The organism is Gordonia alkanivorans NBRC 16433 (genome assembly GCF_000225505.1).
In the GTDB taxonomy this organism is placed as follows: Bacteria; Actinomycetota; Actinomycetes; order Mycobacteriales; family Mycobacteriaceae; genus Gordonia; species Gordonia alkanivorans.
Genome location: NZ_BACI01000071.1, coordinates 1 through 626 on the forward strand (window position 1 = coordinate 1; position 626 = coordinate 626).

Annotated in this window: 1 protein-coding gene; it reads right to left on the reverse strand. The window is 65.2% G+C overall.

Annotated elements, in window-relative coordinates:
- Window positions 1-261: 261 nt before the first annotated feature.
- Window positions 262-543 (reverse strand): transposase, encoded by a 282-nt coding sequence (locus GOALK_RS13150; protein WP_004023647.1) that lies wholly within the window; start codon window positions 541-543, stop codon window positions 262-264.
- Between the last annotated feature and the right edge of the window lie 83 nt (window positions 544-626).

A 626-nucleotide genomic window follows, 5' to 3' on the forward strand; every position in this document is an offset into this window, starting at 1 on the left:
GGTGCACCTTCTTCTTGTTCACCTCGATGCCGTCGTCGAACCGCAGGTGTGCCCACGCCCGCCGGAACCCGTGCCTAGGGTGCTTGCGGGCGTAGGTGCGTAGCTGTGCACGCAGGCCAGCGTCCGGGTCGGCCGGAGTTTGCGCCAACGGCACACGGCGGTAGGCAGACCGAGAGAGCCCAACAACCCTGCACGCCATACGTTCTGACACGCTCTTCACGTCTTTGAGCATGTCGATCGCGGCGCGTTTGGCGGTTGGGCTCAGAATTTTCCCTTGGCGATCTCCCGCAGCGCGTCTTTCTCCAACTCGGCGTCGGCGAGCAGCCGCTTGAGCCGGCCGTTCTGCTCGCGCAGCTCCTTGAGCTCTTTGGCAGCATCAGCGTCCATGCCGCCGTACTGGCGGCGCCAGTTGTACAAGGTGGCCGCCGATACCTCGAGGTCGGCGGCGATCTCCTCGCCGTTCTTGCCCTCCGCCGCCAGTTCATCGGCTCGGCGCAACTTGCGCACGATGTCCTCGGCCGAGTGACGCTTCCGTCCCGCCATGATCCTCATCGTCCCTTCTCCGCCCTCAACGGGGCAATCAGGACTCTAGAACCACCCGGACCGGTTCACGGGGGACACGCCAA

Bases quoted from the DNA above. Each gene is read 5' to 3' on its own strand.
- GOALK_RS13150 (WP_004023647.1), bottom strand. From the start codon at position 543: ATGGCGGGACGGAAGCGTCACTCGGCCGAGGACATCGTGCGCAAGTTG.